Annotated in this window: 20 protein-coding genes; 15 read left to right on the top strand and 5 right to left on the bottom strand. The window is 66.2% G+C overall.

Going from position 1 to position 25,478, the window contains the following annotated elements; genetic code table 11:
- Window positions 1-278: 278 nt before the first annotated feature.
- The 3 genes from zwf to tkt are packed head-to-tail and all read left to right on the top strand — an operon-like array spanning window position 279 to window position 4,880.
- The gene (zwf, locus tag KK141_RS12105) at window positions 279-1,685 is read left to right on the top strand and encodes a glucose-6-phosphate dehydrogenase (protein WP_214571807.1); all 1,407 of its coding nucleotides are present in this window, start codon (window positions 279-281) and stop codon (window positions 1,683-1,685) included.
- A 28-nt stretch (window positions 1,686-1,713) separates the two neighbouring features.
- The gene (gene tal, locus KK141_RS12100; protein WP_214571806.1) at window positions 1,714-2,796 is read left to right on the top strand and encodes a transaldolase; all 1,083 of its coding nucleotides are present in this window, start codon (window positions 1,714-1,716) and stop codon (window positions 2,794-2,796) included.
- 35 nt (window positions 2,797-2,831) lie between these two features.
- On the top strand, window positions 2,832-4,880 hold the full coding sequence (gene tkt, locus KK141_RS12095) for a transketolase (protein ID WP_214571805.1): 2,049 nt from the start codon (window positions 2,832-2,834) through the stop codon (window positions 4,878-4,880).
- Between the two features lie 3 nt (window positions 4,881-4,883).
- On the opposite strand, the gene gnd is transcribed toward tkt, so the two are convergent.
- The gene (gene gnd / locus KK141_RS12090) at window positions 4,884-5,789 is read right to left on the bottom strand and encodes a phosphogluconate dehydrogenase (NAD(+)-dependent, decarboxylating) (RefSeq protein ID WP_214571804.1); all 906 of its coding nucleotides are present in this window, start codon (window positions 5,787-5,789) and stop codon (window positions 4,884-4,886) included.
- A gap of 97 nt (window positions 5,790-5,886) precedes the next feature.
- Here gnd and KK141_RS12085 point away from each other — a divergent pair, with 97 nt between their 5' ends.
- The 3 genes from KK141_RS12085 (at window position 5,887) to KK141_RS12075 (ending at window position 11,564) form a co-directional block, all read left to right on the top strand.
- A complete protein-coding gene (locus KK141_RS12085; protein WP_214571803.1) occupies window positions 5,887-6,126 on the top strand; it encodes a hypothetical protein in 240 nt (79 codons plus the stop codon).
- A 503-nt stretch (window positions 6,127-6,629) separates the two neighbouring features.
- Window positions 6,630-10,262 carry an autotransporter outer membrane beta-barrel domain-containing protein gene (locus KK141_RS12080; RefSeq protein ID WP_214571802.1) on the top strand — a complete coding sequence of 1,211 codons (3,633 nt, stop codon included), beginning with the start codon at window positions 6,630-6,632 and terminating at the stop codon, window positions 10,260-10,262.
- A 114-nt stretch (window positions 10,263-10,376) separates the two neighbouring features.
- Entirely contained in the window at window positions 10,377-11,564 is a 1,188-nt protein-coding gene (locus KK141_RS12075) for an acyltransferase (RefSeq protein ID WP_214571801.1), read from the top strand.
- Here the strand turns inward: KK141_RS12075 and KK141_RS12070 are convergent.
- The 3 genes from KK141_RS12070 to KK141_RS12060 all read right to left on the bottom strand — a co-directional run bounded on the left by KK141_RS12070 (window position 11,536) and on the right by KK141_RS12060 (window position 14,794).
- On the bottom strand, window positions 11,536-12,204 hold the full coding sequence (locus KK141_RS12070; RefSeq protein WP_214571800.1) for a DoxX family protein: 669 nt from the start codon (window positions 12,202-12,204) through the stop codon (window positions 11,536-11,538). The two genes, KK141_RS12075 and KK141_RS12070, sit on opposite strands and share 29 nt — an antisense overlap.
- Window positions 12,205-12,355: 151 nt before the next feature.
- The gene (locus KK141_RS12065; RefSeq protein ID WP_214571799.1) at window positions 12,356-12,553 is read right to left on the bottom strand and encodes a hypothetical protein; all 198 of its coding nucleotides are present in this window, start codon (window positions 12,551-12,553) and stop codon (window positions 12,356-12,358) included.
- Window positions 12,554-12,658: 105 nt separating this feature from the next.
- The gene (locus KK141_RS12060; RefSeq protein ID WP_214571798.1) at window positions 12,659-14,794 is read right to left on the bottom strand and encodes a M13 family metallopeptidase; all 2,136 of its coding nucleotides are present in this window, start codon (window positions 14,792-14,794) and stop codon (window positions 12,659-12,661) included.
- On the opposite strand from KK141_RS12060, the gene KK141_RS12055 reads away from it, so the two are divergent.
- Window positions 14,777-15,256 carry a MarR family transcriptional regulator gene (locus KK141_RS12055; RefSeq protein WP_214571797.1) on the top strand — a complete coding sequence of 160 codons (480 nt, stop codon included), beginning with the start codon at window positions 14,777-14,779 and terminating at the stop codon, window positions 15,254-15,256. The genes KK141_RS12060 and KK141_RS12055 overlap by 18 nt on opposite strands.
- Before the next feature lie 13 nt (window positions 15,257-15,269).
- Here the strand turns inward: KK141_RS12055 and KK141_RS12050 are convergent, their stop codons facing one another.
- Window positions 15,270-16,166 (bottom strand): AraC family transcriptional regulator, encoded by an 897-nt coding sequence (locus tag KK141_RS12050; RefSeq protein ID WP_214571796.1) that lies wholly within the window; start codon window positions 16,164-16,166, stop codon window positions 15,270-15,272.
- Between the two features lie 162 nt (window positions 16,167-16,328).
- Between KK141_RS12050 and KK141_RS12045 the strand changes: the two genes are divergently transcribed.
- The 8 genes from KK141_RS12045 (at window position 16,329) to KK141_RS12010 (ending at window position 25,476) form a co-directional block, all read left to right on the top strand.
- Window positions 16,329-17,099, top strand: a complete 771-nt coding sequence (locus KK141_RS12045) for an SDR family oxidoreductase (RefSeq protein WP_214571795.1) — start codon at window positions 16,329-16,331, stop codon at window positions 17,097-17,099.
- Between the two features lie 118 nt (window positions 17,100-17,217).
- On the top strand, window positions 17,218-18,390 hold the full coding sequence (ampC, locus tag KK141_RS12040; RefSeq protein ID WP_214571794.1) for a class C beta-lactamase: 1,173 nt from the start codon (window positions 17,218-17,220) through the stop codon (window positions 18,388-18,390).
- Between the two features lie 145 nt (window positions 18,391-18,535).
- Window positions 18,536-19,225 carry an STN domain-containing protein gene (locus KK141_RS12035; RefSeq protein WP_214571793.1) on the top strand — a complete coding sequence of 230 codons (690 nt, stop codon included), beginning with the start codon at window positions 18,536-18,538 and terminating at the stop codon, window positions 19,223-19,225.
- A 7-nt stretch (window positions 19,226-19,232) separates the two neighbouring features.
- Window positions 19,233-19,775 carry an RNA polymerase sigma factor gene (locus tag KK141_RS12030; protein WP_214571792.1) on the top strand — a complete coding sequence of 181 codons (543 nt, stop codon included), beginning with the start codon at window positions 19,233-19,235 and terminating at the stop codon, window positions 19,773-19,775.
- 5 nt (window positions 19,776-19,780) lie between these two features.
- Entirely contained in the window at window positions 19,781-20,752 is a 972-nt protein-coding gene (locus KK141_RS12025; protein ID WP_214571791.1) for a DUF4880 domain-containing protein, read from the top strand.
- 862 nt (window positions 20,753-21,614) lie between these two features.
- Window positions 21,615-23,213 (top strand): ShlB/FhaC/HecB family hemolysin secretion/activation protein, encoded by a 1,599-nt coding sequence (locus KK141_RS12020; protein ID WP_214571790.1) that lies wholly within the window; start codon window positions 21,615-21,617, stop codon window positions 23,211-23,213.
- Between the two features lie 50 nt (window positions 23,214-23,263).
- Window positions 23,264-25,054 (top strand): DUF2341 domain-containing protein, encoded by a 1,791-nt coding sequence (locus KK141_RS12015; RefSeq protein ID WP_214571789.1) that lies wholly within the window; start codon window positions 23,264-23,266, stop codon window positions 25,052-25,054.
- 14 nt (window positions 25,055-25,068) lie between these two features.
- Entirely contained in the window at window positions 25,069-25,476 is a 408-nt protein-coding gene (locus tag KK141_RS12010; RefSeq protein WP_214571788.1) for a biopolymer transporter ExbD, read from the top strand.
- Window positions 25,477-25,478: the final 2 nt, after the last annotated feature.

Genomic DNA, 25,478 nt, shown 5'->3' with positions numbered 1-25,478 from the left:
CCACCGGCGCGGAAGTCACAGCGCTTCTCGGGTGACACAGTGTTTCCTGGTTGACGCGGTTGGCATTTCTTTTGCCACGCCCGTTCAACGCATGAAGCATGTATCGCCTCTGCTACGCCTTCGTGACCCCGCGCATTGCCGTGAAGCGTGCGCGAAGCCTGCACGCATGCATGGCGTGGGCGCCTTGCATGCCTGGATTTAACGGCCGCTGCAGCACAGTCCAGCTTTGCCCTGGCCGGAATCGCGGCTGGAGCGCCATGCCGAGGAGTCGACGCCTTATGAGCGAAGCGCGGTCCGATGCATTCGTCTTTTTCGGCGCGACGGGCGATCTCGCCTACAAGATGGTGTTCCCGGCATTGCAGGCGCTCAGCCGCGTAGGCGAGCTGGAGATGCCGGTGATCGGCGTGGCGCATGGCGGCATGGGGCAGGCCAGCCTGGGCCTGGAGCAGCTGCGCGAACGCGCCCGCAGCAGCCTGCAGGAGCACGGCGGCATCGACGAAGCCGCGTTCCAGAAACTCTCGGCGCGCCTGCAGTACGTCGATGGCGACTATGGCGACCCGGATACCTTCAAGCGCCTGAAGCAGGCCCTGGGCAGCGCGCAATGCCCGCTGCATTACCTGGCCATTCCGCCCAGCTTGTTTGGCACGGTAGTGCAGGGCCTGTCCGCCTCGGGCTGCGCGCAGAACGCCAGGATCGTGGTGGAGAAGCCGTTCGGCCGGGATCTCGCCTCGGCCCGCCGGCTGAACCGCACGCTGCACGAGGTCTTTCCCGAATCGAACATCTTCCGCATCGACCACTACCTGGGCAAGGAAGCGGTGCAGAACCTGCTGTATTTCCGCTTTGCCAATACCTTTCTGGAACCGGTGTGGTCGCGCAACTACGTCGAGCACGTGCAGATCACCATGGCCGAGAGTTTCGGCATCCAGGGCCGCGGCCATTTCTACGACGAAGCGGGCGCCGTGCGCGACGTGGTGCAGAACCATCTGCTGCAGGTCACCGCGCTGCTGGCGATGGAAGCGCCGGTCGGGCGCGAACCCGAAGCCACGCGTGCCGAGAAGCTGCGCCTGTTCCAGGCCATGCGGCCGCTGGAGCCGCGCGAGGTGGTGCGCGGGCAGTTCGCCGGCTATCGCGAAATCGAGGGCGTGGCGCCGGATTCGCAGGTGGAAACCTATGCGGCCTTGCGCCTGCACATCGATACCTGGCGCTGGTCCGGCGTGCCGTTCTATATCCGCACCGGCAAGCGCCTGCCCATCACCAGTTGCGAAGTCGTCGTCACCTTGAAGCGGCCGCCGCTGGCCGTGTTCGATGCTGCCTCGCCGTTGCAGTCGAATTATTTCCGCTTCCGCCTGAGTCCCGAGGTGGTGATCTCGGCGGGCACGCGGGTGAAGCAGGCCGGCGAAGCCATGCGCGGCGAACCGGCGGAGCTGGTGGCGCGGCATCAGTCGCCGAACGAGGAACAGCCCTATCAGCGCCTGCTCGGCGACGCGCTGCGCGGCGACGCCGCGCAATTCACCAGCGACGCCTGCGTGGAAGCCGCCTGGGCCGTGGTCGAGCCCATCCTGGGCCATGCCGCACCCGTGCATGAGTACGCGCCCGGCAGCTGGGGACCGGCTGCGGCTGACGCATTGACCGAACCCGACGGCGGCTGGCGCGATCCGCAAGCGGAGACCACGCAGCCATGTTGATCTCGTGCAAATCCCTTCGAGGCCGACCATGAAACCCATCCAGCAATTGCGCCAGCTCGGCCAGAGCCTCTGGTTGGACAACATCACCCGCGACATGCTCGACGACGGCACTTTGCGCCGCTATATCGACGAGTTGTCGATCACCGGGCTTACGTCCAACCCCAGCATCTTCAACGCCGCCATCGGCGAAGGCCGCGCCTACGACAACGACATCCGCGCGAAGGCGCGCGCGGGCCTGGCTGGCGAGGACTTGTTCATCGAACTGGCGCTGGACGATCTGCGCCGCGCCGCCGATCTGTTCCGCCCGGCCTTCAAGGCGAGCCAGCAGATCGATGGCTGGGTGTCGATGGAGGTATCGCCGCTGCTGGCTGCGGACACCGAGGGCAGCATCCGTTCCGCCAGGGACATTCACGACAAGGCGCAGCGCCCGAATCTCTACGTAAAGATTCCCGGCACGCCGGAGGGTGTGCCGGCGATCGAGGAATCGATTTATGCCGGCGTGCCGATCAATGTGACTCTGCTGTTTTCCCGCGAACAGTACGTCGCGGTGGCGCAGGCCTATATGCGCGGCATCGAGCGCCGCCTGGAGGCCGGACTGGATCCGCGCGTGAGTTCGGTCGCCTCGCTGTTCGTCAGCCGCTGGGACGTGGCGGTGAAGGACAAGGTGCCGGAGGAACTGCGCAACCGGCTTGGCATCGCCATCGGCGGCCGCGTGTACCAGGCCTACCGGCAACAGCTGGCGTCGAAGCGCTGGCAGGCGCTGGCCGAGGCCGGCGCTCGTCCGCAGCGGCTGTTGTGGGCCAGCACCGGCACCAAGGATCCGAAGGCCTCCGACACCTTGTACGTCGAGGCATTGGCGGCGCCCGACACCATCGACACCATGCCTGACAAGACCTTGCTCGCCTTCGCGGACCACGGCGCGGTGGGTGGCGCGATGCCCACCGACGGCGGCGATGCGGAGCAGGTGCTGGCGCGCTTTGCCGAGGCCGGCGTCGATATCGACGCGCTCGCGCAGCAGCTGCAGCAGGAGGGCGCGGCCTCGCTCGTCAAGTCATGGAAGGAACTGCTCCAGCGCATCGCCGACAAGAGCGCGCAGCTGACAGGCGCCTGAGCGGCGCACTCCATCCACAACTTCAGGTGACCCGCATGGCGGACGATCTCGACCAGAAATGCATCAACACCATCCGCTTCCTGTCGGTCGACATGGTGCAGAAAGCCAACAGCGGCCATCCCGGCCTGCCGCTCGACGCGGCGCCGATGGCCTATGTGCTGTGGACGCGCTGGCTGAAATACCACCCGGCCAACCCGGACTGGTTCGATCGCGACCGTTTCGTGCTCTCGGCCGGCCACGGCTCGGCCTTGCTTTACAGCCTGCTGCACCTCACCGGTTTCGAGCTCTCGCTCGACGACATCAAGCAGTTCCGCCAATGGGGCAGCAAGACGCCGGGACATCCGGAGCGCGGCCACACGCCCGGCGTGGAAACCACCACCGGCCCGCTGGGGCAGGGCATGGCCAATGCGGTGGGCATGGCGATTGCCGAAGCGCAACTGGCGGCGCGCTACAACCGTCCCGGACATACGGTGATCGATCACTGCACCTATGCCCTCGTGAGCGACGGCGACCTGATGGAAGGCGTGGCCTCCGAAGCCGCATCGCTGGCGGGAGACCTCAAGCTGGGCAAGCTGATCTGCCTGTACGACCAGAATTCGGTGACGCTATCCGCCGGCACCGACATCACCTTCGGCGAGGACGTGCGGCGCCGTTTCGATGCCTACGGCTGGCACACCATCGCCGTAGCCGATGGCAACGACCTGATTGCGCTGGATGCGGCGCTGGAGACCGCGCGTGCGAAGACCACGCGGCCGACCATGATTCTGGTGCGCACGCACCTGGGCTACGGCTCGCCGGAGCAGGACCAGTTCAAGGCGCACGGCTCGCCGCTGGGCGAAGAGAACGTACGCAAGACCAAGCAGAAGCTCGGTTGGCCGACGGAGCCGGACTTCCTGATCCCCAACGATGCGCTGGCGCATTTCCGCCAGGCGCAGCGGCGCGGTGAGCAATGGGAGGCCGCGTGGAACGAACGGATGGCGGCCTATGCGCAGGCTTTTCCGGACCTCTACGACGACTTGCAGCTGCTGATCCGGCGTGAGCTTCCCAAGGACTGGGATGCCGGCATTCCCAGCTTTCCCGCCGATGCCAAAGGCATGGCCACGCGCGACGCCTCCGGCAAGGTGATGAATGGCTTCGTGTCGAACGTGCCCGGCTTCACCGGCGGCTCCGCCGATCTGGACCCATCGACCATGACGGCGCTGAAGGGCCAGGGCGATTTTCATCCCGGCGCAGGGCCGGGCGCTGACCTGCAAGGCACGGATTCCGCCGGCTGGAGCTATGCCGGCCGCAACGTCCACTTCGGTGTGCGCGAACATGCGATGGGCGCCATCGCCAACGGCCTGGCGGCGCATGGCGGCATGATTCCGTTCGGCTCCACCTTCCTGATCTTCTCCGACTATATGCGGCCGCCGATACGCCTGGCGGCGCTGATGAAGCTGCACGTGATCCATGTGTTCACCCACGACAGCGTGGCGCTGGGCGAAGACGGCCCGACGCATCAGCCGGTGGAGCAGCTGGCGAACCTGCGTGCGATTCCCAACCTGTTACTGATCCGTCCGGCCGATGCCAACGAGACCGCGGTGGCATGGCGCGTGGCCATGGAAACGAAGGATCGCCCGGTGCTGCTCGCGCTGACCCGGCAGAAGGTGCCCACGCTGGACCGCGAGCGCTGCGCGCCGGCCGACGGCTTGCGCCGCGGCGGCTATGTGCTGTTCGATACGCCGGGCCGCAAGCTCGAGCTGATCCTGATCGCCAGCGGCTCGGAAGTGAGCCTGATCGTCGCGGCCGCGGAACGCCTGCAAAGCGACGGCGTGGCGGTGCGTTGCGTGTCGATGCCGTGCTGGAAACTGTTCGACGCGCTGAGCCAGGAGCAACGCGACGAGGTGCTGCCGCCTTCGGTCGGCGCCCGCCTGGCGGTGGAGCTTGGCGTGTCCCAGGGCTGGGAGCGCTATATCGGCCCGCGCGGCGACATGCTGGGCATCGAGCACTTCGGCGCATCGGCGCCGGCCGAGGTGCTGCTGGAGAAATTCGGCTTTAGCGCGGACGGGGTCTACACCCGCGCCAAAGCCCTGCTCGCCAGGTAGCGCTTATTCCTTGGTGATGGCGTGCCCGCCGAACTCGTTGCGCATCGAGGCCAGCAGCTTGTCGGCGAAGGATTCCTTGTCGCGCGAACGCAGGCGTTCGATCAGCGATTGCGCGATCACTGGCGTGGGCACATTGAGCTCGATCGCCTCGTCCACCGTCCAGCGGCCTTCGCCGGAATCCGGCACGTACGGCGCGATGCCGGCCATCTCCGGGTTCTTGCCCAGCGCGTCGGCTGTGAGGTCGAGCAGCCAGGAACGCACCACGCTGCCGTGGCGCCAGATCTCGGCGATCTGATGCAGGTCCAGCGCGAACTCGGTCTTGTGCTTGAGGATGGAGAAGCCCTCGGCATAAGCCTGCATCAGGCCGTACTCGATGCCGTTATGGACCATCTTGGTGTAGTGGCCGGAACCGACCGGCCCGACGCGCGCCCAGCCACGATCCGGCGCCGGCGCAAGCGTCTCGAAAACAGGACGCAAGCGCTCGACCGCCGCTTCGTCGCCGCCGATCATCAGGCTATAGCCCTCGTCCAGGCCCCAGATGCCGCCGCTGGTGCCGCTGTCGACATAGGCGATGCCGTGTTCGGCGAAGCGCTTCGCGCGGCGCTGGGTGTCCTTGTAATAGGAGTTGCCGCCGTCGATCACCGTATCGCCCGCGGCGAGCAGCGGCAGCAGCGTATCGAGGCTGGCATCCGTGGGATCGCCCGCCGGCACCATCAGCCACAGCGTGCGCGGCGCGGGCAGGGCAGCGACCAGCGCGGCCAGCGATTCCGCCGAGGCGGCACCCTTGTCTTCGAGCGCCTTGCGCGCAGCCGGTTGCGGATCGAAGCCGACGATGGCGTGGCCGCCGCGCATCAGCCGCTGCGCCATATTGGCGCCCATCCGGCCCAGGCCGATCATGCCGAGTTTCATGGTGGGTTCCTCGAGTGGGTTGTCATGGCAGAGCGACATGATGAACCATCGGGGCAGCCGGCGACATGTATTCGCCGCGAAAACCGAGGGCACTCTCATGGCGGAACGTTCGCAACAAGCTGTGTCACCTGGTTTCGTCGTGCTGAAGCAGACCGCAGCAGGGCGGTGGCAGCTGCTGGGCGAAGTGAAGCGCAAGCCTGGCCTCACGGCACAGGCCGCGCGCACGCACGCGATCATGGAGGCGACGGGCGGCAAGGCGAAGGCGGGGGAAATCTATGCCGCGGTGTTGCGCAGCGAATGGCTGGTTGCGCAGAAGTGGAGTCCGCAGGACACCTGAAGAAGGTGCTGCGCATGGGCGCGCAGCCGAGGCACGACAACCGCGAACGTTATCAGCCCGCTTCATCGTGCAACAAGTGATACACGTCGCGATTGAGCACACGCGATGCGCCATCTAAAGTTCGCTCATTGACGAGCGGCGAGCGTGCCGGCAAGGAGCCGGCACGCTCGCCGCTGTCGTGTTTCCACAGGGGGAGACCATGATCACCGCGCCGATCACTTAGCTGCGCCTGCTGCGCATCGCTCAAGCATCGCGGATGCCGTTTCGGAAAAAAGTGTGATACGCATTGTAAGTGCGTTGCACCTCTTCCACGTGCATTGCGCGATCGCGCATATCCCGTCCCATCGTGTTTCACGTCCCGCCTTGGTGCGCTCCCCCGCATCGAGGCCAAGCCCGTTCGCATGGCGCATGGTTGCGTCGCCATGACGCAAGCGCGTACCCACATCCCCGCATCGCTCGCCCTGCATGGCCATCGATGCAAAGCCACCGAAGAGGAAGTCCTCATGAGCAACAGAAGCAAAGGCAAGGCAGCCCGTTCACGCGCCCATCGAAAAGGCGAGCTGCTGGCGTTCACCAGCCTGGCCCTGGCAGTGGCCTGCGGTTTGCCCGGCCAGGCAAAAGCCGCCAGCTACACCGTGACCAGCCAGGCCCAGTTGATCGCGGCCATCAATGCGGCGAATGCGGATCCCGATGCGAATGCGACGATTACCCTTGGCAGCAACATCACCTTGGCGGCCGTTACGCTGCCATCGCCTACCAAGCCGATGACGATCGATACCCAGGGCTTCACCCTGACGACGCCAGGTTCGGCAGGCAGCAGTACCTTCGCAGGGACCGGCGCCACGCTGACCATTTCAGGCACCCTTGTCGGCGGCAATGGCGCGAACGTGGCGGGGGCGACCTCCACCGGCGGCGTCGGTCTGGGCGTCAGCAGCGCTGCCGCGTCCGTCGTGAATAACGGCCACATCACCGGAGGCAATGGCGGTACGGTCGGCGCCGGAGCTGGAGCAGGCGGCGTCGGTGCGGCGCAAGGTGTCGGTACTTTCATCAATAACGGCACGATCACCGGTGGTTCCGGCGCCGGAGGAGTTGCCAGCGGCATCGGAGCTACCGTCAGCCGCGGCGGCACGATGATCAACCACGGCGCCATTCAAGGCGGTGTCGGGCAGACCGCGGCCGGCGGTTTCGGCATGGAACTGGTGGCCGGCGGCGGCACGCTTACCAATGACGGCACGATCAAGGGCGGCGAGTCGCTGAGCGGCACCGCCACCGGCGGTTACGCCGTCTACGTGAGCGGAGCCGGCAGCTCGATCATCCAGAACTCCGGCAGCATCGAAGGCGGCACCGGAACGCTGGCGATCTTCGGCAACAATCAATCGTTTACCTTGATCAACAGCGGCACGATCCGCGCCGGAGCGGGTCAAGCCAATGCGATCCAGGCGACGGGATCCATCGCGCGCACCCTGACGCTGGAACTGCAGGCCGGGTCGGTCATCGTCGGCAATGTCGTCGCTATTGCCGGAGGCTCTGCCAACACCTTCCGTCTGGGCGGAAGCACGGACGCTACATTCGACGTTTCGACCATCGGCGCCACCGGGCAATACCAGAACTTCAACCTGTTCCAGAAGACCGGTACCAGCACCTGGACCTTGACCGGCACGGGCACCACCGCCACGCCATGGAACATCCAGCAGGGCACGCTGCAGCTGGGCAACGGCGGCACCTCCGGCAGCTTTATCGGCGACGTCACCGACAACGGCACGCTGGCCTTCAACCGCAGCGACGCGCTCGCCTTCGGTAACGTCATCAGCGGCAGCGGCACGGTGAGCCAGGTGGGTTCCGGCGTCACGACCTTGAGCGGCACCAATACCTACACCGGCGGCACCGCCATCGCGGCGGGTACCTTGCGCGTAAGCAGCGATGCCAACCTGGGCGATGCCTCGGGTGGCTTGAGCTTCACCGGAGGCACGCTCAACAGCACCGCGAACATGGCTTCGGCACGCACCGTCGCCTTGAACGGCACCGGCGGCTTCCTCACCGATGCCGGCACCACGCTGAGCCTGAGCGGCGTCATCAGCGGCAATGGCCATCTGTTGAAGACCGGCGACGGCACGCTGGTGCTGACCGGCACCAACACCTACGCCGGCGGCACCCAGCTCAACGGCGGCGAGTTGCGCATCGCCAGCGATGCCAACCTCGGCGCCGCCGCGGGCGGCATCGGCATCGCCGGAGGCACGCTGCACACCACGGCGGACGTCACCAGCGCACGCGCCGTGTCGTTGAGCGGCGCCGGCAGCTTCCTCACGGATGCCGGCACCACGACGACACTCAATGGCGCGATCACCGGCGCCGGCGGCCTGATCAAGGCAGGCGACGGCACGCTGGTGCTGGCGGCCGGCAACACCTATGGCGGCGGCACCACGATCAGCGGCGGCAAGCTGCAGCTCGGTAACGGCGGCGCCAGCGGCAGCCTGGCCGGCAACGTCACCGACAACGGCACGCTGGTGTTCAACCGCTCGGATAACGTCACCTTCGCTGGAACCATCACGGGTTCGGGCGCGGTGGTGCAGGCGGGCACGGGCAGCACCGTCTTCAGCGGCACGCACACCTACAGCGGCGCCACCACCATCGATGCCGGCCGCCTGGCGATCAACGGTTCGATCGCCAGCCCGGTCACGGTGAATGCTGCCGGCACGCTGGGCGGTACCGGCACCATCTTCGGCAACGTCACCAATGCGGGCACGGTGGGGCCGGGCAATTCGATCGGCACGCTGACCATCGCCGGCAATTACGCGGGCCAGGGCGGCCTGTTGCAGATCGAATCCACGCTGGGCGGCGACAGCTCTCCGTCGGATCGCCTGGTGGTGACCGGCGACACCTCCGGCACCACGCACGTGAAAGTGGTCAACGTGGGCGGGCAGGGCGCGCAGACCGTCGAAGGCATCAAGCTGGTCGACGTGCAGGGCGCTTCCAACGGCAGCTTCGACCTGGCCGGCGATTATGTTTTCCAGGGGCAGCAGGCCGTGGTTGCCGGCGCTTATGCCTACCGCTTGTACAAGGGCGGCGCGAGCACACCCAGCGATGGCGATTGGTATCTGCGCTCGGCGGTGATCCAGCCGACCGACAACAATCCGCCGCCGACCAATCCGCCGCCGCCGCCGCTGTACGCGCCCAGCGTGCCGGTCTACGAGGCTTATGCCGGCGTGCTGCGGCGCCTCAACGATCCCGGCACCTTGCAGCAGCGCATCGGCAGTCCCGACATGGCATCGAGCCAGGCGGGCGCGGAGAACGCGCGCAACAGCGCGGCGTGGGTGCGCGTCTACGGCGACCACGCCGACCTGGCGCCGCAGACTTCCACCACCGGCACCCACTACGACGCCAGCACGCAGCGGCTGCAGGCGGGTTTCGATGGACTGGTGCGCGAAAGCGAAGCCGGCGCGCTGGTCGCGGGCGCCACGCTGCAGTACGGCAAGGTCACGTCCGACGTGTCGTCGGTCTATGGTTTCGGCCGCATCAAGAGCACCGGTTACGGCATCGGCGGCACCTTGACCTGGTACGGCCGCAACGGCTTGTACGTCGACGCCCAGGCGCAGTGGAACCGTTACGACAGCGACCTGAGTTCGCGCACGCTGGGCAAGGTGCTGGCGGATGGAAACAAGGGTTCCGGCTATAACGTCGGCGTCGAGATCGGCCAGAAATTCGCCTTGAGCGAGCGCTGGTCGCTGATTCCGCAGGGGCAGCTGACCTACGCCACGGTGGACTTCGACCGCTTCACCGACCCTTATGGCGCTTCGGTGAGGCGGAAGGACGGCGACAGCCTGGTCGCCCGCGCGGGCATGGCGGTGGACCACGAGCACAGCTGGCGCAGCGAAGCCGGCGGCGCCAGCCAGGCGCATGTCTACGGCATTGCCAATCTGTATTACGACGTGCTCCACAAGACCAAGGTCGGCGTGGCCGATCTCAGCGCCGACAGCAGGGATGTGCCGCTGTGGGGCGGGCTTGGCGTGGGCGGTTCGCTGGCGTGGAAGGACGGGCGTTACCAGGTGTATGGCGAGGCCTTGGGGCAGACCAGCCTGAAACACTATGGCGACAGCAATGCGTATAGCTTGCGGCTCGGTTTTCGGATGAGCTGGTAACGAGCGGCCCGGTCCGCGTGCGTCGCATGCGGGCCGGGCGGCGGATGGAAGGCGCCGGCAGGTCACGATAATCTGCCGCTTTACCGCCGCCATCCCTCCTCAACCGCGAGCCCCATGACCGCCACGCCGCGCAACGTAGCCCTGGATCGACTGCGTTCCTTCGTCACGCTCCTGGTGCTGTTGCATCACAGCCTGCTCGCCTATCACCCCTATGCGCCGCCGGTGGCTCCGTTCACCGCACCGGCCATGCTGTGGACGGCTTTCCCGGTGGTGGACAGCGTGCGGCTGCCCGGCGCTGAGTGGGTGGTCGGTTTCAACGACGTGTTCTTCATGGCGCTGATGTTCCTGGTCTCGGGCCTGTTCGCTTGGCCGGCGCTGGCGCGTCGCGGCGTGGTCGATTTCGTCGGCGAGCGCCTGCGGCGACTCGCCGTGCCCTTCATGTATGCCGCCGCCGTGCTGGTGCCGCTGGCGTATTACCCGGCCTGGCGAATGAGCGGTGGCGGCGGTGGCGGCCTTGGCGTGCTGGCGTTTCTGCAGGACTGGATGCGCTTGAGCGTGTGGCCCGCGGGGCCGGCCTGGTTTCTCTGGGTATTGCTGGTGTTCGGTGTGCTCGCCGCGGGCGTGTATGCGGTTGCGCCGAAAGCCGGCGCGGCGCTCGGGCGCCTGCTGATAGGGCAGAAGCCGGTCGTGCTGTTCGGTTTGTTGGCAGGCCTCTCGGCGCTGGTTTATCTGCCGGTGACGCATACGGTGGATCCGCAGGCCTGGCTCAGCTTCGGGCCGTTCTTCGTGCAGATCAGCCGCGCGCCGATCTATGCGCTGTACTTCGTGGTGGGCATCGGCATGGGCGCCATGACGTTCGAGCAGGGGTTGCTCGCGCCGGATGGCCCGCTGGCGCGGCAGTGGCGGGATTGGCTGATTTCGGCGCCGGTGGTGTATGTGCTGCTGGTGGCCATTCAGATGGGGCTGGCCAAGGCGCAGAGTGCGGGGACGTCCACGGATATCTGGCGCATCGCCGAGAACCTGGCCTTCGTCACTTCCTGCGCGGTGTCATGCCTGGCCTTCCTCGCGTTGTTCCTGCGCTTTTCCAAGCGCGCAGGCCGGATCGGCAACAGCTTGTCGCGCAACGCCTATGGCATCTATCTCGTGCACTACGTGTTCGTGACCTGGCTGCAGTGGAAGCTGCTCGACCGGCCGCTGCCGGCGCTCGAAAAGGTGCTGATCGTCTTCGTGGGAACCGTGCTGCTGAGCTGGCTGACCACCGCGATCCTGCGGCTTATCCCCGGAATAGCCCGCGTGCTTTGAGCCGCTGCGTAAGCAGCAACACGCAGGCTGCGGCCAGCAGCATGCGCAAGGCATCGAGCGAGTCGCCGAACGGGTCGCCGTTGCGCGCGTGCGTGGCGATGGCGCCGAGCATCGTCAGGGCGAGCACGGTGGCCGCTATCGGACGCAGGCGCGGAATCAGCAGCGCAAAGGCGCTCAGGGTTTCGACGGCCACCACTGCATACATCGACCACACCGGATAACCGGAAGCCTGGAAGAACTGCCGCATCTCCGCATCGTGCAAGGCCTTGCCGATCTCGAAACCGAAGAAGTTGAGCGCGATATAGACCGACAGCGCCGCGGCCAGCCTGGCGGCAGCCTGCGCGCCCTGGGATCGCTGCCTGGCCGCATCGACCGTCGCCACCATCGCCATGCCCACCAGCCACGGGCCGAGTGCCACGGTGCCACTCGCCAGTTGGCGCAGCGGGTTCTTCATCGCATCCGGCACCACCGGCAACAGCGCCACGCCGGCCAGCCATGCCAAGCCCAGAACCAGGCACCCGCCCACCACGATGGCCGACAGCGCGCGCCGCCCTTGCGCACGGATGGGTAGGAGAAGAATGCCCAGGGCGAGCAGCGCCGCGATCCCCGCATGCGCCAGAAAGACCGCGGTATCCGACATGGGCTGGGGGCGTTGGGAAGGTGGGCGAGTCTACCCAGGCTTCACCACCGGCCCGCCCGTGCCGGAAGTCCCGTGGGACGCGGCCTGGGGCGGGGCGGCTATATGCGCGGAAGTAAGGACCCGGAAGCGGGGTGTCCCGTAGACAGGAGAGTTACTTCCGGGGGCCGGGACGCTTGACGTCCGGCTTGGACGGCGCTTCGCCGGTATGGTTCGGGTCGCGGTCGTAGTGGTTGGACTTGGTATAGCTCTTCACTTTCTCGCCAACCGGGGCTTTTTTCTTGTCAACCGGCTTACTCGCGTAGGCGGAGTGGATTTCGGCTAGCGAGATGTCTTTCGGGGGCTGGTTCATCACAGTCTCCGCGGGCGGGAAAGATTCACGGTACACCTACTGCCCCGGAGAAGCGAATGCGGGACGTCATTTCACTCGTTTTTCACAGGTGGCCGAATGAGGCGGCTACCAGAGCCGTGTTCGCTTCGCTGCGGGAAGAAACATGCGGTCGCCTTGCTTGACCTTAAACGCCCGGTAAAACGCCTCCTGGTTCGCCACCGCACCGATCACCCGGTAGTGGTCTGGCGCATGCGTATCGGCCAATGCCCGTGTGATACCGGCTGGCGTGGCGACCGGTTCCTCCGCCCAGATGCGCGCGAAGCTCAGGAAGAAACGCTGGTCGCCGGTGAAGCCGTCGAGGACCGACGCCGGATGATTGCCGCGTGCCAGCTGGTAGGCGTCATAGGCAATCGCCAAGCCGGAGTTGTCGGCGATGTTCTCGCCGATGGTGAGTTCGCCGTCGAGGCGGAAGCCCGACGCGAGTTCGTAGCCGCTGTACTGGGCGATCAAGGCGCGCGTGCGGCGTTCGAACTCGCCGCGATCCGTCGCCGACATCCATTCGACGCGTTTGCCCAGGCCGTCGTACTGGCTGCCTGCGCGATCGAACGCGTGCGTCAGTTCGTGCGCGATAAAGAAGCCGAGGCCGCCGTAGTTCACCGCGTCGTCGGCATCCATCTGGAAGTAGGGCGGTTGCAACAGCGCTGCCGGAAGCACCACCTGGTTGCGGCTGACCGAGTAGTAGCCATTGACCGATTGCGGCGACATGGTCCATTCCTCGCGGTCGACGGGGCGCCCCAGCTTGTCCACTTCGAATTGCCACAGCAGCGCGCGTGCGCGCAGCCAGTTGCCGATGGGGTCATCGGCACGGGTAGCCAGGGACGAGTAGTCCTTGATGCGATCCGGTGCGCCCATGCGGATCACCAGCTGGTCCAGCTTCGCCAGCGCGCCTTGCTTGCTGGTCTCGCTCAGCCAGTCCGCTGCCCGAATACGCTGCCGGAATGCGGCGGCCACGTTGTCCAGCACGTGCATGGCCTGTGCTCTGGCCTCCGGTGGAAAGTGGCGTTGCACGTAGAGTTGGCCCAGCGCATCGCCCATCGCGTCTTCGAGCACGCCCATGGCGCGCAGCCAGCGCGGGCGGGCCGCCGTCGCGCCTTGCAAGGTCATGGTGTAGAAGCGATCGGCCTCGTCGCGGTAAGGCGCGGGCAGGAAGCGGGCGAGATGGTCGAGAAGGCGGAAGCGCAGGTAGGCGCGCCATGTCGGCAGCGGTACGTTGTTCAGCAGTTTGCCGTAGGTGGCGAAGTAGTCCGGCTCGCTGAGGTTGTAGCGGACGGTGTCGGCGGGAATGCCGATACCGTCGGCGAACAGTGCCAGGTCCAATCCCGGTGTGGCAGTCGAAAGTTGCGCGCGAGTCTGCCGATGGGTCGTGGCGCCTGGAACGCGCTTGGCCACCTCGGTCCATTGCGCACGTGCCAGTTGCGTTTCCAGCGACACGATGCCGCGCGCTTCGTCCGCGGCGTGTTTCGAGCCGGCCAGGGCCAGGATGCGTTCGACATGGCCGCGGTAGGCCTCGCGCATCTTGGTAAAGCGCGGTTCGTCGCTCAGGTAGTAGTCGCGCTCGGGCAGGGCGAGGTCGGATTGGACGAAGTCGGCGATATAGTGGGTGGGGTCTTGATCGTCGGGGTGGATCCAGGTGCCCAGGCCCAGATCCAGCCCATGCGCCGACAGCATGGCGATTGCCCGCACCACGTCGCGAGGCGCGGCCGCCTGGTCGAATGATTTGAGCCAGGAGGTGAGCGGTTGCAGGCCGGCGGCATCGATATGCGCAATGTCCATATAGCTGGCGTAGAAGTCCGCGAGCTTGCGCTGGTTGGCATCGGCGCCGCGGTTCTGTGCAAGCTGCCGAATGTCCTTGTCGAGCTCTTCGTAGACGCGCAACTGCAATTCGCGGTTGGCGCTCCAGCCGGGCATATAAGCGGGGCCGTGGACGCGCTGGATCCAGCCACCCACGGCATAGGTATAGAAATCGTCCTGTGGCCGTACACGGGTATCCAGGTCCGCGGAATCGATGCCGGATTTCGGCGGTGCGCTAAGGTCCGCTGCGCCCGCGGAGTTCGAACACAAAAGGAACAGCATCGAAGCCAGCGCCAGCCCACGCATATCTTGTCCCCCGGACATATGTTCAAAGAAACGTAACATGTGACATAATTGCCTCGCAAGCACGCCGTCACGCCAGGATTGCCAGCCATGACCGACTTCATCCAATCCCAGGGCCTGATCTTCCTGCCGCACATCCTGCGGCGGCTGGCCAACCGCTTCAGCGATGCCTGCGACGAGGTCTTTCCGGACTTCGGCATTGTCGTCCCGACCAACCTGGTCTCCACCACGCATCTGCTGTTCGAGCAGGGGCCGGCCTCCGTCACGGACATCGCGACCGCGATCGGCCAGTCGCATCCATTCGTCATCAAGGGCGTGAAAGAGTTGAAAGGCCTGGGCCTGATCAGCACGCGCTCGGATCCGAAGGACGGCCGGCGCACCATCGTCGCGCTCACCACCAAGGGCAAGCTGCAGGCGCAGCGGCTGCTCGATGCGCGGCCGGCGTTCGAGGCGGCTTATCGCCGGCTGATGAAAGAAGCCGGCGCGGATATCTTCGATCCGCTGTGGCGCATGGAAGACGCCCTGCGCGGAACGACCTTTGCCGAACGCATCGCCGCGGAACGGGAATAAGCGGGGAAGGGGCTCAGGCGACCGCCGAGTTCAAAGCCACCACATCCCGCCGCGGCGGCGCGCCGAACATCCGCGCGTATTCGCGGCTGAACTGCGAAGGGCTTTCGTAGCCGACGCGGTACGCCGCCGATTCCGCGTTCGCTACGCCAGCCATCATCAAGTGACGGGCTTCCAGCAGCCGCAATTGCTTCTGGTATTGCAGCGGCGTCATGGCGGTAAGCGCCTTGAACTGGCGATGGAAGGCCGAGGGGCTCAGCTGGGCGATCGCGGCCAGCTCATCGATGCGCACCGGCTCGCGGAACTGGTCGCGCAGCTTGTGCAGCGCTTTCATCATGCGCTGCGTATGCCCGGTGCCCAGCACCACGTTGGCGATCTCGCCGCCGTGCGGTCCGGCCAGCAGCCAGTAGTAGAGCTCGCGCTTCATCATCGGGGCGAGTACGGGGATCGCTTCGGGTGTATCGAGCAGGCGCGCCATGCGCAACACGCATTCGGTGAGCGGGCCGGCGAAGTCGGTGACAAAGATGCCGCGTTGCGCGCCGCCGACCAGCCGCGGCGGGCTAGGCAGGCTCTCCAGCATCTCGCGCATGCCTGCGGCGTCGAATTCAAGCACGATGCACAGGTAAGGTTCGGCTGGGCTGGCGCGGGTCACCCGGCTCAGGCCCGGCATCTTGTCCACGCTGACCACCAGCGCCTGCCCGGCACGGTAATCGTGGCGCCGGCTACCGAAGACGCTGCACTTGGCGCCCTGCACGACCACGCACAGCACTGGCTGCGATACCAGATGCGTCGGATGCTGCTGCCGGCGATCGGTGCGCAGGAAGGCAAAGCCCTTGATCGGTGTCGCATGAAAGCCCTCGCCGCCGTGTTTGTCGGTATGGCGTTTGACGATATCGACCAATGTGTCGGCCATGGCGGGACCCTCGATGTACACGCCATGGATGCTAGCGCCATTCGCGCAGCCCGCGGCGCGGGCGGAGCAGGATCGGGCAAGAACAGGGCCGGTTCCGGCATTCGGTGCGGCGGGAGCGGCGCCTAAGCTTGCCGCCGTTCTCCTCCACCAAGCAGGTTTGCCATGAATACCAGCGTCACCGGAAACAAGATCGCCATCGTCACCGGCGGAAGCCGTGGCCTCGGTCGCAACACCGTGCTCCACCTTGCGCGCCGTGGCGTGGACAGCATCTTTACCTATCGCGCCAATCAGGCGGAAGCCGCCGAAGTAACCCGGCTCGCCGCCGAAGCCGGACGTAAAGCTATCGCCTTGCAGCTCGATACCGGCGACACCGCGCAGTTCGACGGCTTCGTCGGCGAGGTGCGCAAGGCGCTGGCGACACTGGGTGCGGAGCGTTTCGACTATCTGGTCAACAACGCCGGCAATTCGCACCACGCACCGATTGCCGAAACCGCGGAAGAGGACGTGGACAGCCTCTACCGCGTACACTTCAAGGGCGTGTTCTTCCTCACCCAGAAACTGCTGCCGCTGATCAACGACGGCGGCCGCATCGTCAACGTCTCCAGCGGCCTGACCCGCGTCTCGTTCCCGGGCAGCGCGCCGTATGCCTCGATGAAGGGCGCGGTCGAAGTGCTGACGCGCTATCTGGCCAAGGAGCTGGGGCCGCGCGGTATCGCGGTCAACACGGTGGCGCCGGGTGCGGTGGAAACCGATTTCAGCGGCGGCATGGTGCGCGACAATCCGGAGGTCAACCGGTGGGTAACGGAGGTAACGGCATTGGGCCGTCCGGGCCTGCCGGACGATATCGGCCCGATGATCGCCTCGCTGCTGATGGCGGACAATCGCTGGGTCAATGCGCAGCGCATCGAAGTGTCCGGTGGCATGCTGATCTGAGGAAGCTGTCCCGGTTGGCATCGGCGAGGCGCTTGCCCGCCGATTGCCAGGATTTCGCCCGATGGCGGTGCAGCGAGGCTTTTACCATCCGCACCGCCATTGGATCGGAGCCACTACCTTGCCATCTTCTTTCGCCGCTCTCTGCACCGCCGGCCTGCTGCTAGCCGCAGGCTCCGTTCACGCCGCGACCAGGCCGGACTTCGACAGCGAACTGCGCCGCGCCGCCGACACCTTCATGCGCGACAACCACATTCCTGGCATGGCCATCGCCATCACCGTGGACGGCAAGGAGCGCTACTACAACTTCGGTGTGGCATCGAAGCAGAGCAAGCAGAAGGTCAGCAGCGACACGCTGTTCGAGCTGGGTTCGATCAGCAAGACCTTTATCGCGACGCTGGCTACTTATGCGCAGGCCGAAGGCAAGCTATCGCTCGATAACCAAGTCGAGGATTACTTGCCGGAATTCAACGGCAAGCCGTTCGGCAAGGTCGCGCTGTTCGGCCTGGGCACGCATACCGCCGGCGGTTTTCCACTGCAGGTGCCCGACGAAGTGGGCAATCATCAGCAACTCATCGATTGGCTGAAAGCATGGCAGCCGCGCTACCCGGAAGGCACCAAGCGCAGCTATGCCAACCCCAGCATCGGCATGCTCGGCCTGATCACCGCCGACCGAATGGGCCAGCACTACGCCGACGCGGTCGAGCACACGCTGCTGCCCAAGCTGGGTCTGAGCGATACCTTTATCCGCGTACCGGATGCCAAAAAGGCCGATTACGCGCAGGGCTACAACAGCGACGATAAACCAGTGCGCGTCAATCCCGGCGTACTTGGCGACGAAGCGTACGGCGTGATCTCCAGCGCAAAAGACCTGCTGCATTACCTCCACGTGCAACTCGGCGAAACACCGGTCGACGCACTCACCCGCCGCGCCATCGCAGACACCCGCATCGCCTACTACCAGAGCGGCCCCATGACCCAGGACCTCGCCTGGGAGCAATACCCCTATCCAGTCACCCATGACGACCTGCTGCGCGGCAACGCCAGCCAGATGATCCGCGAAGACCAGCCCGTCACCGCGATCAAGCCACCGCGTCCGCCCTCTGACGCCGTTCTGGTGAACAAGACCGGCGCCACCAATGGCTTCGGTGCCTATATCGCCTTCGTGCCGGCGAAGAAGCTGGGACTGGTGATCCTCACCAATCGCAGCCATCCGACCGAGGTACGGGTGGAGTTTGCGTATGAGGTGTTGAAGCTGATGGATCCGGAAGGACTGGGCGGAGCCACTCACTGAGCGAAGCACCGCGGTGACCCGGGCCTTACCTTACGCGACAGTTACAGAACTGACATAACCCACTGCTAGCCTCCCAAACGTGTAGCCGATGTATAAAGCCTCACCCGGCGCGAGGTCGGGCCGACCGGCGATCCGGAGACGGTCTATGAAGTACGCCTGGTGGGCGCTGATGGCTGCGTGTGGGTTTTGTGGGGGGGCGGGCCATGCCATGGAGCAGCAGGTGGCGGAAGTGGGGCCGGCCGACGATGCGCGCGGGCGCTTGTCTTTCGACATCGGTCCGCAGCCTTTGAGTAGCGCGGTGAGGGCATTCAGCGACGTGACGGGACAGGCCTTGCTGGTTGACGAGCGCCTGCTGGTGGGGCGTGTGTCCCCCGGCGTGCGTGGGGAATTCACGCCGGAAGACGCGCTGCGTCGGCTGCTGGCGGGCACGGGGCTGCGCGAGCGCTACACCTCGGACAAGGCCTTTACCTTGATGCCTGCGGTGGACGCCGACATGGGCGTGGCCAACATGGCCCCCGCCATGGCGCCCGCCGAGACAGCCGACAACGTGGTCGCCAGCTACGGCGCCGCCTTGCAGACCGCGGTCGAAGCCGCGCTCTGCCGCACGCCACTCACGCGTCCCGGCGAATATCGCCTTGCCCTGCAGGTCTGGGTCGACGGCTCCGGCCAGTTGCACCGCCTGCGGCTGCTCGGCAGCACGGGGCGCGAAGAGCGCGACAAGGCAGTGGAGTCGATCCTCGGCGGCTTGCATGTCGATCCGCCGCCGCCGGGCCTGGCCCAGCCGCTGACCCTGCTGTTGCTGCCCGCCGACGCCTCGCGTCCGGCGCACTGCTGAGTTGGCGATGTCGACCTCGCTGTCGCTGATGGGCCTGTTCCTGCAATGGCAACCGGAGCTGCGCAAGCGGCTGCGCCGGCGGCTGGGTTCGGACGAGCTGGTCAACGACGTATTGCAGGAAACCTATCTGCGCGTGGAGCGCCTGGGTGACAGCTCGCCGGTCTCGCACAACCCGGCCGGCTATCTGTTCCGCATGGCGCTCAACGTGGCCGCCGACCAGCGCCAGGCCGAATCGCGCTATCTCACCGGCGAGGAAGTCGAAGACCTGCTGCATATCGCCGACGAGGCGCTGGACCCGGCGCGCATCGCCCATGCCCGCATCGAGATCGCCGCGCTGGAGCACGCCATGGGCGAGCTCACCGTGCGCCAGCGGGAGATCCTGATCGCGGCCCGGGTGGACGACCTGCCGCAACAGGAAATCGCCGACCGCTTCCGCATTTCGGTGCGCATGGTGGGCAAGGAGCTGAAGAAGGCCCTGGAGCATTGCGGCGAGCGCCTGGATCGCCGCGTGGTGCAACGGTTCGGTCCCGGGGCCGGAAAAGCGTCTTGAAGGGTATGGAACCGAATTCCGCCAGCCTGAGCCACGATTCGCCGCTGCACCGCGAGGCGCGCGACTGGCTGCTGCTGCTCAAATCCGGCCGCGCCACGGCTGCCGATGCCCAGGGTTTTCGCCACTGGGTGGCGCAGAGCGTGGCGCATGCGCGTGCGTTCGCCGAGACGCGGTTGATGTGGGAGCGGCTGGGTGCCGCGGCGGCCCATGTGGCTCAGCGCGAGCGCGCGCCTGCGGTGGCGCCGCAGCGCATGACGCGGCGCGCCTTTCTGGGCGGGGCGGTGGCGGCTTCTGCTGCGGCGTTGCTGCTGGCGCAGCCGCCGTTCCGGTTGTGGCCCGGTATCTCCGATATGGCGGCGGATTTCCGCACCGCGACGGGTGAGCAGCGTTCGGTGCAGGTTGCGCCTGGGGTCACGGTGGAGATGAATACGCAGACTGCGTTCAATCTGCGCAAGGTGGATGACCAGCTCGCCGGCATCGAATTGCTGGATGGGGAGATTCAGCTGCAGCTGGCTGAGGGGGCGGGGAATTTCACGGTGTGGGCGGCGAAGGGTGGCCTGCTGGCCAAGCCGGGGTCGCAGTGCAATGTGCGTTGCCTAGGCGGCGATGTGGAGGTCACTGCGCTGGATGGCTCGGTGCGCGTGGACTACCGCGGGCAGAGTGAGGCGCTCGGTGCTGCGCAGCGGGCCAGTTACGGTGAGCGGGAACTTACGCCGCCGGCGCCGGCGGATCTTGAGCAGGCTATGGCTTGGCGCCGCAGGGTGTTGGTGTTTGATAATCGGCCGTTGTCGTATGTGGTGGGGGAGATCAACCGGTATCGGCCGGGGCGGTTGGTGTTGACCAACGATATGTTGGGTACGCGCATGGTGCATGCGCGGTTTTCGCTTAATCAGCTGGCGGATGTTGCGACGTTGATTCGGGAGGCCTTCGGCGCTCGGGTGACGGAGTTGCCGGGGGGCATCGTCCTCCTGAGTTGATGGGCGCTTGCGCGCTTTTAGCTCGTCATCTCGGCGTAGGCCGGGATCCAGTGACGGTATCGTTTGATTTTTGCGGTGACGCGAATGGGCCGCTTATGCAGCGGGCATTTCGTGCGCCTGCCGGCGCCCGAGTCACTTTTTCTTTGCTGGCCCAAAGAAAAAGTAACCCAAAAGAAATGGCCTTAGAGCAACGGCTCGCGACGCGACTAGAAGGAGCGGTGGACGGTCGCGGCAACGGATTAACCAGAGTCGACACGAAACGACTGTGCGTTTACGTGACGCGCGCTTCAACGTGCCGTTGCGAAGAGGACGTTCAAGAACCGCGGCCAGCTTCTGCTCTTCGTTCCTGCACGCCTCACGACTTCACCCCTCTCCCCTCCGGGGAGAGGGCAGGGTGAGGGGTCGGGCGGAGCGGGGCGTGGAGTCTTGCTTCATGTGCAAAAGCTCTCGCTTGCTCTTCTTTGCCGCGTGAATTCCACGTCCAGCATGTCCACCCATATGACATTCCCATGTCACTCGGGGCCGCAAACAAGCCGAAACATCCCCCGTCATGAATTTTTCGTGACGCAGGTTCAGTTCCCCCGGAAGGGTTCCGTCTAAGGGCAAAGGAAGTCGGCACGGGCTGGGATGCCCACCGGAATTTCTTCGCCCGGTGCGCCGTGGGTGTGCCGGAAATCTCGATCGGGCTATGGGCGCGGCTGGTGTGGCGCGCCCCGGGGGATGGTGTGCGTTTTATTGTCAAAGCGGATCGGCCGTCCGGACGGCCCGCATGCAAAACCGGCCTTGGATCGGACATGTGGCTGTCGCGAGGCGGTTATGCGTCGGCGCTTAGCTACGGGGACATGAGGAAAGGGACGACCGAATGGACCGGAGCGTCGCGATGAAGGGCCGCCGGCCGCTGGCCCTCGCCGTCATGCTGGCGCTGGCCTGGAACACGGTGCAGGCGCAGCAGGCCGCCGCACCGGCGCAGGAAGCGCCGCAGCGCTTCGACGTCAACGAATACCTGGTGCGCGGCAATACGCTGCTGCAGGCGGTGGAGATCGAGCAGGCGGTGGAGCCGTTCCTGGGTCCGGGCCGCAGCCTCGACGACGTGCACGGCGCGCGCGATGCGCTGCAGAAGATCTACCAGGCCAAGGGCTACCAGTCGGTCACGGTGGAAGTGCCGCCGCAGCAGGTGCGCGATGGCGTGCTGCTGCTGAAGGTCAGCGAGAACAGCATCGGCCGCGTGCGCGTGGAAGGCTCGCGCTACCACTCGCCACAGGCCATCCGCGAAGCGGTGCCGGCGCTGGCCGAAGGCGCGGTGCCGAACTTCAACCAGGCGCAGGAACAGCTCGCGCAAGTGAACCGCCAGCCTGGCCGGCAAGTGGTGCCGCTGCTGAAGCCCGGCAGCCTGCCGCAGACCATGGACGTCACGCTGAAGGTGGAAGACAGCTATCCGCTGCACGCCAGCCTTGAGGTCAACAACGACCACAGCGCCGACACGCCCGCGCTGCGCACCGTCGGCAACGTGCGCTACGACAATCTGTGGCAGCTGGGCCATACCGTTTCCGCCACCTATATCGTGGCGCCGCAGGACCGCCACGCCGTCGAGGTGTATGCGCTGTCCTACCTGGCACCGTTGAACAGCCAATGGAGCCTGCTCGGTTCCGGCTACAAGTCCAACAGCAATGCCAACACGCTCGGCGGCACCACCGTGCTGGGCAAGGGCAATGCGGTGAGCCTGCAGGCGATCCGCAACCTGCCGACCCTGGGCGACTACGGCCAGTCGTTCTCGCTCAGCGTGGCGCGCAAGCATTTCGACCAGCGCCTGACCGTGGGCGATCAACAGCAGGCGGTGCCGATCACCTACTACCCGCTGACGGTGGCCTACACCGGCCAGCGCACGCGCGACAGCTCCTCGCTGGGCCTGTCCCTCGCCGGCAACTTCGGCGTGCGCGGCGCCGGCAGCGGGCGTTTCGAATTCGACAACCAGCGCTACAACGCGCGGCAGAACTTTGCCTACCTGCGGGTGGATGCCAACTACACGCGTGCGTTCGCCAACGGCTATGCGTTCGCTTTCCACGCCAGCGGGCAGCTGGCCGATTCGCCGCTGGTGTCCAGCGAGCAGTTCGCGGCCGGCGGCGCCAACAGCGTGCGCGGTTTCCTGTCGGCGGAAGACACCGGCGACAACGGCGGCTCGGCCACGGTGGAACTGCGCAGCCCGTCGGTGGCTTCGTGGTTCGGCAAATACGTCAACGAGTGGCGCTTCCACTGGTTCGTCGACGGCTCGCGCATCCTGCTGATCGATCCGCTGCCGGAGCAGCGCGGCCGCTTCACCTTGCTCAGCACGGGCCTGGGCACGCGCTTCACCTTGTTCGACACCGTCAGCGGCGAACTCGAATACGCCTGGCCGCTCAAGGACGGCTCGCGCACGCGCGCCCACGACGGGCGCTGGCTGTTCAGCCTCAAGGCCGGGCTTTGAGGAGCGCGGCGATGACACGGTTTTCTTTTTCTTCTAGGGGTGCAACGACGATGCGTTACCTGATCCTTGCGTGGCTGCTGTGCCTGGCCTGCCTGCCGCGCCTCTCGCTGGCGGCCGAGTCGGCCTGGTGGAACGACGACTGGTCCTACCGCAAATCCATCACGCTGGACACCAGCCCCACCGGCGCGCCGCTGCCGCAGTCGCCGGGCCGCATGCCGGTGCTGATCCGCCTGCATCCGGGCAACTTCCAGTTCGACGGCGTGGCGAAGGACGGCGCGGACCTGCGTTTCATCGCCGCCGACGGCAAGACGCCGCTGAACTACCAGATCGACAGCTTCGATCCGGTGATGGGCGTGGGCCAGGTCTGGGTGGACGTGACCGAACTGCCGGCCAATGCCAAGCAGACCATCTGGATGTACTACGGCAACCCCAAGGCCACCGCGCAGAGCAGCGGCCCGGCCGCGTTCGACGCCGACCACACCCTGGTCTACCACTTCGACGAAGCCGCCGCGGGCGCGCCCAAGGACGCCACCGCCTACGGCAACCATGCGCAGTCCGGCAGCGTGCAGCCGGTGGACGGCGGCATCGTCGGCAAGGCCGCGCGTTTCGACGGCAACCAGGTGGTGACGCTACCTTCCAGCGCTTCGCTCAATGCAGCGGCTGGCGGCGCCTTCACCTTCAGCGCCTGGATCAAGCTGGACGCACTGCCCACCACGCCCACCGCCATCTATGCGCGCCACCAGGACGGCCGCTCGGTGGTGATCGGCCTCGATGGCGGCGCGCCCTATGTGGAAGCGAACGCCGGCCAGGGCGCGCAGCGCAGCGCCGCGGGCGAGCCGCTCAAGGCGGGGCAGTGGACGCAGATCGCCGTTACTTTCGACGCGCAGCAGGCCACGCTCTACGTCAACGGCCAGAAGTATTCGACGCTGGCCGCCGCGATGCCGGCGCTGGGTTCCGCCGCCACGCTGGGCGGCGATGCGGCCGGGCAGGGTGCGGCGCTGGCGAACTTCCTCGGCCTGATGGACGAAGTGCGCCTGTCGCGCGTAGCCCGTTCGCCGGCCGCGATCGGCGTCGACGCGCTGTCGCAGGGCGCCGAATCGAAGCTGGTGCAATACGGCGAAGACGAAAAGAAATCCGGCGCCGGCTTCGGCTACTTCGGCGTCATCATCAAGTCGGTCACGCTCGACGCCTGGGTGGTGATCGCCATCCTGCTGGTGATGGCGGCGATCTCCTGGATGGTGATGTGGCAGAAGGGCCGCTACGTCAGCAGCGTCACCAACGCCAACGACCGTTTCCTGGAACGCTACCGCGACCTCGGCACCAACCTGCTCGGCATGGGCGACGAAGGCATGCCGCGCGACCTGGCCGACTCCTCGCTGTACCGCCTCTACGAAGTGGGCAAGAAGGAAGTGTGGCGCCGCAAGGACGCCAAGGGCCGCCTGGTGATCGCCACCGAATCGATCGAAGCGATCCGCGCGGTGATGGATTCCACCCTGGTGCGCGAGAACCAGAAGCTGTCGCGCTCGATGGTCATGCTTACCATCGCCATCTCCGGCGGCCCCTTCCTGGGCCTGCTCGGCACGGTGGTCGGCGTGATGATCACCTTCGCGGCGATCGCCGCCGCGGGCGACGTCAACGTCAACGCCATCGCACCCGGCATTTCTGCCGCGCTGCTGGCCACGGTGGCCGGCCTGTTCGTCGCGATCCCCGCGCTGTTTGGCTACAACTACCTGCTGACGCGCAACAAGGCAGTCACCGCGAACATGCAGGTGTTCGTCGACGAGTTCGTCACCCGCCTGGCCGAACTGCACCGCGACGCCGACCTCGGCGCGGCGGCTTAAGGGAGGGCGCGGCCATGCAGGTACAGGACGACGACAAGCCCTACGACGACATCAACATCACGCCGATGCTCGATCTCGCCTACGTGCTGCTGGTGATCTTCATCATCATGACCACCGCCTCGGTGCAGGGCGTGAAAGTGAACCTGCCCAAGGCCAGCGCCTCGGTCAGCCTGGCCAAGCCGCAGACCAAGGCGATCACCGTGTCCGACAGCGGGCAGATCTTCCTCGATGCGTTCCCGGTGACCCTCGGCGAACTCGAAGCGCGGCTGCGCACGCAGAAGGCGCTGACGTCGGAGTTCCCGATCATCGTCAAGGGCGACGCCAACGTGCAGTACCAGAAGGTGGTCGACATCCTCGACCTGCTGCGCCGGCTGGATCTCTCGCAGGTCGGCCTGGTCACCGGCAAGGCGCCGGGCGGTTGACG

It is taken from the genome of Dyella sp. LX-66 (assembly GCF_018599165.1).
Lineage (GTDB): Bacteria > Pseudomonadota > Gammaproteobacteria > Xanthomonadales > Rhodanobacteraceae > Dyella_D > Dyella_D marensis.
Note: the sequence above shows the minus strand (reverse complement) of the source record. Positions and strands in the feature narration are given on the sequence as shown.